We start from the raw sequence: 7909 nt of genomic DNA on the forward strand, positions 1-7909 counted from the left end.
GCCTGCGACCGAAAGCTCTTCAGGGACTTTGATATTCAAATTATTTGCGACACGTAACACCCCTGCGGCCATTTCATCATTATTAGCAACAATGGCTGTTGGGCGCGGCTCGGTGCTTAATAAACTCATCGCACATTCAATACCACTTTCGTAACTATTTTTGCCTTCGATAATACGGTGTGACGGTAATTGTACATTACACACTTGCAACTCGGCCAAAAAGCCCGCCAAACGCTCAATTGATGAACGATACACTTGCGGACCTGAGATAAAACCAATGTCTTTATGGCCAAGCTCAACCAAGTAGCTGGCCATTTCTTTCATCGCCGCGCGCTCATCAGAGACAACAATGTTGTCAGCATCATCTAAATCAACAGATGCTAAACGCACATAAGGACAACCTGCATCGCGAATAGCAGCAGCAAGCTCTTTATTTTCTGATACCGGTGGCAAAATAATGACGCCATCGAGTTTAGAACGCGAGATAAATGACAAACAATCATCTATAAATTCAGCGCTTTTAGAGTAACTTGGATGTACAACCAGCTCATACCCCAACTCGGAGCACACACTTAATGCACCACGTTGAACTTGGTCAATGTACAGTGCATCGGGGTTATCGTAGATCAAACCTAATAAGTAAGAACGACTAGATGCTAAGCCACGCGCTTGTTTATCTGGTGAGAAGCCAACTTCTTTTATTATTTGTAAAACCCGTTCACGGGTAGCCTCGCCAACTGCAGGAGAGCGGTTGATCACGCGCGATACGGTGCGTTTCGACACACCGGACAATTTCGCCACATCATTAATCGTTACTGACATAAAAGTTCCTGTTTTAGGATGTAATCAAAGTTTAACACTAACCCTAGGTTCATAAAAGTCTCTAGTCAGCGGTTCTCTCAATGAAAGTAAATAACCTGTACATCTAGATAGTTAATTCCTTAACCGTGTTCCGGTTAAGGAATAAGAATAGTCTGATTATAAAAGCAAAATGGAACTACTTTAGTTCCATTTAGTGCCGTTTTCAATTTCAGTTAATGTTACTCTATTAGCCCAAATAAGCGAGGTAACGTTTCACTAATTGCCGGCACATACGTAACCAGCATTAACACCAAAAACATCACGCCATACAGTGGTAACATTGGCTTGATGATTTTATGCAATGATGTTTTTGCCACCGCACAACTGACAAACAATACACTGCCTACCGGCGGCGACACTAAGCCAATTGATAAGTTAAGCACAATCATAATACCAAATTGAATTGGTGACATACCAAACTGCTCAGCTACCGGTAAAAATATCGGCGTAAATATCAACACTGCAGGTGTCATATCAATAAACGCCCCAACCAAAATCAATATCAGGTTGATCAGCAGTAAAATTAATAATGGATTATCACTGAGCGTTAAAAAGAACTCACTGACCAATTGCGGAATATGCGTGTATGACAATAACCATGACATGCCCGACGATGCCGCAATAATCAACATAACGATGGCCGTTGTTTCACATGCTTTTAAAAGCAAAGCTGGTAACTCAGCAGGGTTTATTTCACGATAAATAAACACCGACAGCACTAACGCATAAATAACCGCAATAGCCCCGGCTTCTGTTGCCGTAAATACGCCACCAATAATGCCGCCAATAACAATAAATATAAGCAATAAACTCGGTAAAGCAGCGAGTATTTTTTCAAGCACAATCTTAAATGGTAAACGTGCGGTTACTGGGTAATTATTTTTAATCGAGTAGATTGCACAAACAATCATCAGTGCCAGCCCGACTAAAATCCCCGGTAAATAACCGGCAATAAACAAAGCAGCAATCGACACCCCGCCGCTGGCAATCGCATAGATAATTAGAATATTACTCGGTGGTATTAGCATGCCGGTGGTGGCTGCACTGGCAGTCACTGCCGCCGCAAAACTGGCACTGTAGCCATGTTTTTTCATTTCAGGCACCATAAAGCTACCAATCGCTGAGGTTGCCGCAACGGCCGAGCCAGAAATTGCCCCAAATAACATACACGACATAACATTCACCAGTGCTAAACCACCAGGTAAAAAGCCGATCATCGCCATCGCACATTCAATTAGCCGTTTCGCAATGCCGCCTTGGCCCATTATCAAACCTGATAGAATAAAAAACGGGATGGCGAGTAATGCAAAGCTATCAATACCACCTGCCATTTGTTGAGCGATGGTAGTGGTGGCTGGTGTGAAATCGATATGCATTAACAACGCCGCTAAAGTCGACAGCGCAATACACAAAGAAATAGGCACATTAATAAATAACAATACAAAAAAACAAACGATTAATACAATTGCAGTTAAATCCATTACGCTTGCTCCTTGAATGCTTGCTGTGTGTAATTAACTAAGTTTTCGATGCAGTTTATTACAATCAGCACCCCACTTAGCGGTAACACGATATACACGTAACCCATGTTAATACCTAATGCTGCTGAGGTTTGTTCTAACTCAAAGCTCAACATCATTAAACGACTACCACCATAAACCAAGATGCTCAATGCAGTGAATAACACGCAAATTTCAATCACAAAGGAGCATTTATACCTAAGTGATGGGATCATTTTCTGATAAAAAAGATCAAGCCCTAAATGGGCTTTGGTGCGATACGCATAGGACGCGCCTAACACCCCGATCCAAATCAGTAAAAAGCGGGCTAACTCTTCTGTGTATGAGCTGGGTGCACGTAAAATAAACCGTGAAAATACTTGCCAACAGACAACGGTTACAATCGCTATCATGGCTAAAATCAGTAATCGCTCGATGATGCGATTTAAGTGTGTGTTTAGTTGTCGCATTGTGTGCCTCTACATGCTTTTTATTTTTTTAATATGCTCTGCAACCGCTTTATTAGCGAACGAAGCATGAAAATCAGCCACTTTATCTTGAAACGCTTGCTTATCTGGGTAAGTCACTTCTACGCCTTCAGCAATCACCGCTTTAAGTGCTTCATCGGATGCGTTTTGCCACAGTGAACGTTGATACTCTACAGAATCAGCCATGGCTTGGGTTAACCACTGCTGTTGTTCACTATTGAGCGAATTCCACACTTCTAGACTTGCTAAAATAACGTCTGGCACGAAAGTGTGTTCGTCCAGCGAATAATATTTAGCAATTTCATAATGACGAGATAGGTAATAGCTTGGCGGATTATTCTCTGCGCCATCCACGACCCCTTGTTGCAATGCGGCATATAATTCACCCCATGCAATCGGTGCAGCTGCACCGCCTAACGCCTGTACTGTAGCGACTGCTGTTGGGCTATTTAATACCCGTATTTTTTTACCGATCAAATCATCCGGCGTATTAATCGCACCATTGGTAGTATAAAAACTACGACTGCCCGCATCGTAATAACCTAAGCCTTTGAGCCTTGCTGTAGCTACTTTATTAAGTAACTCAGTGCCCAAGTCACTTTTTAGCACCCGCCAAAAATGCTCGCTATCACGAAACAAATACGGAATACCAAATACTTTCATCTCTGGTACAAAGCCCTCGAGTGGGCTTGCCGATACTTTGGTGATTGATAAACTGCCTATTTGAAGTAATTCAATAAGTTCACGCTCTGATCCTAGTTGGCCACCTGGATAAATAACAATTTCCATTGTGCCATTTGAATAAAACGCCAAACGTTCAGCCATATATTCCATTGCTTGATGCACCACATGGCGAGTATCGAGTGTATGCGCCATGGTCAGTCGCAGCGTTTTTTTATCATCGCTACAGCTACTAAGCAAAAATAACGAAAAAACCAGCATTATCTTTATGAGAAGATTTCTATTCATTATTATTTCTTCTTATCGCTATTTGATCTCAAATGAGCTGATTATCTCAGCTCGCTCGGTTGATATTTATCCATATCATCGTAGTCAAGGTTTTCACCTGCCATACCCCAGATAAAGCTATAGTTTTGTGTGCCAGCACCAGAGTGAATTGACCATGGCGGCGACACCACGGCTTGCTCGTTATGTACCCAGAGGTGGCGAGTTTCACTCGGTTCGCCCATAAAGTGACACACAGCTTGCTGCTTCGGAAGTTCAAAGTAAAAATACACTTCGTTACGACGATCATGCTGATGAGCAGGCATGGTATTCCAGACACTCCCCGGCTTTAACTCGGTTAAGCCCATTTGCAATTGGCATGTTTGCACTACGGTATTGATCAGCATTTGATTAATATCGCGCTCATTGGAGGTTTCAAGCGCACCTAAATGCAATACATTGGCATCATTACGAGTTACTAATTTGTTTGGGTATTTGTGATGAGCTGGTGCAGAATTAAGGTAAAATTTCGCAGGATGATTACTGTCATCACTTTTAAATACCACATCATTGGTATCTTTACCTAAATACAAGGCATCTTTATAACCAAGCTCAAACTGTTGCCCATCCGCAGTTACAGTGCCACTGCCACCGACATTAATAACCCCAAGTTCACGGCCAGCTAAAAAGTTTGCGGCTTTTAAATTATCTACCGTCTCTAGTGTCAGAGGCGCACTTGTTGGTACTGCGCTGCCGACCATAAACCGCTCATAATGAGTGTATAGCCAATAAATTTTATTCTCTTGCATGAGTTTCTCGACCAAAAACTCATCTCTTAATTGTTGGGTGTCATAGCCTTTAACTTCATTTGGCCCGACAGCGTAACGTGACTCTATTTCTGTACTCATAACTTGCTACCTAAAATTAAAAATTATCGTGCTAACCAGCCACCATCAACGGCAAGAATATGGCCATTGACATAGTCACTGGCTGTTGATGATAAAAAGATGGCTGAACCAATTAAGTCTTCTGCTTCGCCCCAACGCCCTGCAGGAATGCGTTTTTCAATTTCGCTATTACGGGTGGCATCATCTTGTAAGGCTTGGGTGTTATCGGTTCTAAAATAACCAGGGGCAATAGCATTAACTTGAATATTGTGCTGAGCCCACTCATTTGCTAATGCTTTCGTTAAACCCGCTACCGCATGTTTGCTTGCTGTATAAGCCGGCACTGTCATACCGCCGCTGTATGAAAGCATTGAAGCAATATTAACTATTTTGCCAAAGCCTTGTTTGATCATATTTGGCGCTACAGCTTGTGCTAATAAAAAGCTAGCATCGAGATTTACTTTCATCACGTTCTGCCATTGATCATACGGATAATCTACCGCAGGGCTGCGAAATATTGTGCCGCCAACATTAACCAAAATATCAATACCACCATGATTAGCTAAGGCTGTAGCTGCTAAGGCATTCACTGAATCCGCATTACTTAAATCAGCTGCATAATCATACGCCTCACCACCGCGCTCTTTGATCATTTGACACGTTGCTTGGCAGCCGTGCTCTTTACTACTACTGCAAATAACCTTGGCGCCAGCAGCTGCTAAGCCCACTGCGATTTGTTGCCCTAGTCCACGGCTTGCACCGGTGACCAACGCTGTTTTTGAAGTAAGATCAAATAAAGTGGCTGTCATTTTAAGTTCCTGTAAATTTATTTATTGCTTAATTACTAATTCAATGTAAATCGAATTAACCAAACTTGTTAACACCCATTCTTCGCTACCGGTGGCAATTTGTCAAATATTATTTGCCACCGGTGGCAAATATAGCTAAGATGTAAAAATCAATCAGCCCATATCACGTTTATAGGTTCATATTATGCAAGCACTAAATAGAAAAAACTTTAATAAAAACAAATACCCAACAAAAATAATGCAATACGGTGAAGGAAATTTCTTGCGTGCATTTATCGATTGGCAAATTGATAAACTCAATGAAACAAGTGATCTAAATGCCGGTGTTGCAGTTATTCGTCCTATCGATTACGACGCAATTCCTTTACTTAATGTTCAAGATGGCTTGTATACCACCATTATTCGCGGCTTAAATGAGCAAGGTGAAACCGTAGCAGATCACCGTATTATCAGCTCAATCAATGAAGAAATTCCAGTTTATAAAGACTTCCCTCGTTATATGGCGTTGGCAGAAAATCCTGATCTGAAAATTATTTTTTCAAATACCACGGAAGCCGGTATTGAGTACATTGATACAGATAAACTCAATGACGCACCTGCAAAAGCATTTCCAGCTAAATTAACCCAATGGTTGTTTCATCGCTTTAATCATTTTAATGGCTCAACAGACAGCGGGATGGTGATCATCCCTTGCGAGTTAATTGACTATAACGGCGAGAAACTTAAAGAAATCGTATTTCAATACTGCCAACTTTGGCAACTACCTGAGGCGTTTTCAAACTGGCTTAGTGAGTCTAACCACTTTTGTTCAAGCTTAGTTGACCGCATTGTTACTGGATTTCCACGTGATGAGCATCAACAACTGCAAGAGTCACTCGGTTACTTAGATAACTTTATGGTGACTGCTGAGTACTTCCATTTATTTGTTATTCAAGGGCCACAGCATCTAGCAGAATTACTCTGCTTACAAGACAGTGACCTAAATATAAAAATTGTTGATGATATTTCACCATATAAACAACAAAAAGTGGGTATTTTAAATGGTGCTCATACCGCGCTAGTACCCCTGGCTTATATGGCAAACATCGATTCAGTGGGCGAGGCGCTGGCTGATCCTTTGTTTGAAAAATACTTAACCCAGTTAATTTTTGCAGAGATTATTCCTACTCTTGATTTACCGGAAGATGAATTAAAGCGCTTTGCAAATGATGTACTAAACCGTTTTAGAAACCCGTATATTTGCCATTTATTACTGTCTATTTCGCTTAACAGTATGACTAAGTTTAAAACTCGTATTTTGCCGCAGTTACACACTTATGTAGCAACTAATAACGCGGTGCCAAATATGATGGCATTGGCTATTGCAGGGCAAATTTTAATGTATAAAGGCCTACGTAATGACCAACCGATTGAATTGAGTGACGCACCACAATGGTTAGAATTATTTAATACCCTTTGGCATGACTTTGATAACAATGCATTGTCATTAACAGCCCTTGTAGAACAAGTGTTAGGTGCAAAATGGCATTGGGAAAGTGATTTAAATGAACTTCCTGAATTAACTGCCACCGTTACAACTCACCTACGTACTATGCTCACCGACGGTGTTGCCGCTACGCTTACTAAACAATTAGGCCAATAAAATGAAAGCACTAATAAAATTACATCCAACCGATGATGTTGCTATTGCAATGCGAAATATCAGTGCCGGTGAAATACTGCCCGTTGATAACGAAGAGCTCTTAGTCAATGAGAACATCGATAAAGGCCATAAAGTCGCGCTACGTGATATTAATAAACAAGAAAACGTTATTAAATACGGTGCGCCGATAGGCTTTGCTCTAGAGAATATACAAAAAGGCGGTTGGGTGCATACCCACTGCGTTAAAACCACGCTTAATGATGAGTTAGATTATCAGTATATTCCTGAGTTTATTGAGCAAAGTGAAGCAACGCCCTCACCTGCTGTTAATATTTACCGTCGTCAAAATGGCGAAGTCGGTATTCGTAATGAAATTTGGTTGATCCCTACGGTTGGATGCGTTAATGGCATGATCAATCAAATGATCAAAGAGTTTAAACAACGTAACCCGCAGTTAGAGATAGATGGCATTTATGCTTTCCCTCACCAATTTGGCTGCTCTCAGCTAGGCGATGATTTAGACACAACACGGATATTGCTACAAAATATGGCACTGCACCCTAATGCAGGTGGTGCTTTAGTCGTTGGCTTAGGCTGTGAAAACAACCAATTACCAGCCTTTCGTGATGGTTTAGGTGATTACGATGACAGCCGAATTAAATTTTTAATCACCCAACAAGCTGACGATGAAATTGAAGAAGGCGTGGCTTTACTTGAACAAATCTATGCGCAAGTAAAACAAGATAAACGCCAGCCTGGCACATTATCAGAGGTGAAA

The 7909-nt window shown here is 41.3% G+C and carries 8 protein-coding genes; 2 read left to right on the forward strand and 6 right to left on the reverse strand.

The genetic code is table 11. The features are described from left to right. The 6 genes from V7783_RS20780 to V7783_RS20805 all read right to left on the reverse strand — a co-directional run. Window positions 1-822, reverse strand: an 822-nt coding sequence (locus V7783_RS20780; RefSeq protein ID WP_335680354.1) for a LacI family DNA-binding transcriptional regulator, incomplete at its 3' end; no start/stop codon positions are given. Between the two features lie 218 nt (window positions 823-1040). Continuing rightward, complete coding sequence (locus V7783_RS20785; protein WP_086999165.1) at window positions 1041-2342, reverse strand: TRAP transporter large permease; 1302 nt, start codon at window positions 2340-2342, stop codon at window positions 1041-1043. After that, window positions 2342-2830, reverse strand: coding sequence for a TRAP transporter small permease (locus V7783_RS20790; RefSeq protein WP_064664879.1), 489 nt, complete (start codon window positions 2828-2830; stop codon window positions 2342-2344). The genes V7783_RS20785 and V7783_RS20790 overlap by 1 nt, the downstream gene beginning before the upstream one ends. Window positions 2831-2839: 9 nt before the next feature. Next, window positions 2840-3817, reverse strand: a complete 978-nt coding sequence (locus V7783_RS20795) for a TRAP transporter substrate-binding protein (RefSeq protein ID WP_335680355.1) — start codon at window positions 3815-3817, stop codon at window positions 2840-2842. Between the two features lie 41 nt (window positions 3818-3858). Then, entirely contained in the window at window positions 3859-4701 is an 843-nt protein-coding gene (kduI, locus tag V7783_RS20800) for a 5-dehydro-4-deoxy-D-glucuronate isomerase (protein ID WP_335680356.1), read from the reverse strand. A 23-nt stretch (window positions 4702-4724) separates the two neighbouring features. After that, entirely contained in the window at window positions 4725-5489 is a 765-nt protein-coding gene (locus V7783_RS20805) for an SDR family oxidoreductase (protein ID WP_086999153.1), read from the reverse strand. 184 nt (window positions 5490-5673) lie between these two features. On the opposite strand from V7783_RS20805, the gene V7783_RS20810 reads away from it, so the two are divergent. Further along, window positions 5674-7131 (forward strand): tagaturonate reductase, encoded by a 1458-nt coding sequence (locus V7783_RS20810; RefSeq protein ID WP_335680357.1) that lies wholly within the window; start codon window positions 5674-5676, stop codon window positions 7129-7131. Between the two features lies 1 nt (window position 7132). Next, on the forward strand, window positions 7133-7909 hold a 777-nt coding region (locus tag V7783_RS20815; RefSeq protein WP_335680358.1), incomplete at its 3' end, for a UxaA family hydrolase.

Source organism: Pseudoalteromonas sp. (assembly GCF_036960685.1).
GTDB lineage: Bacteria > Pseudomonadota > Gammaproteobacteria > Enterobacterales > Alteromonadaceae > Pseudoalteromonas.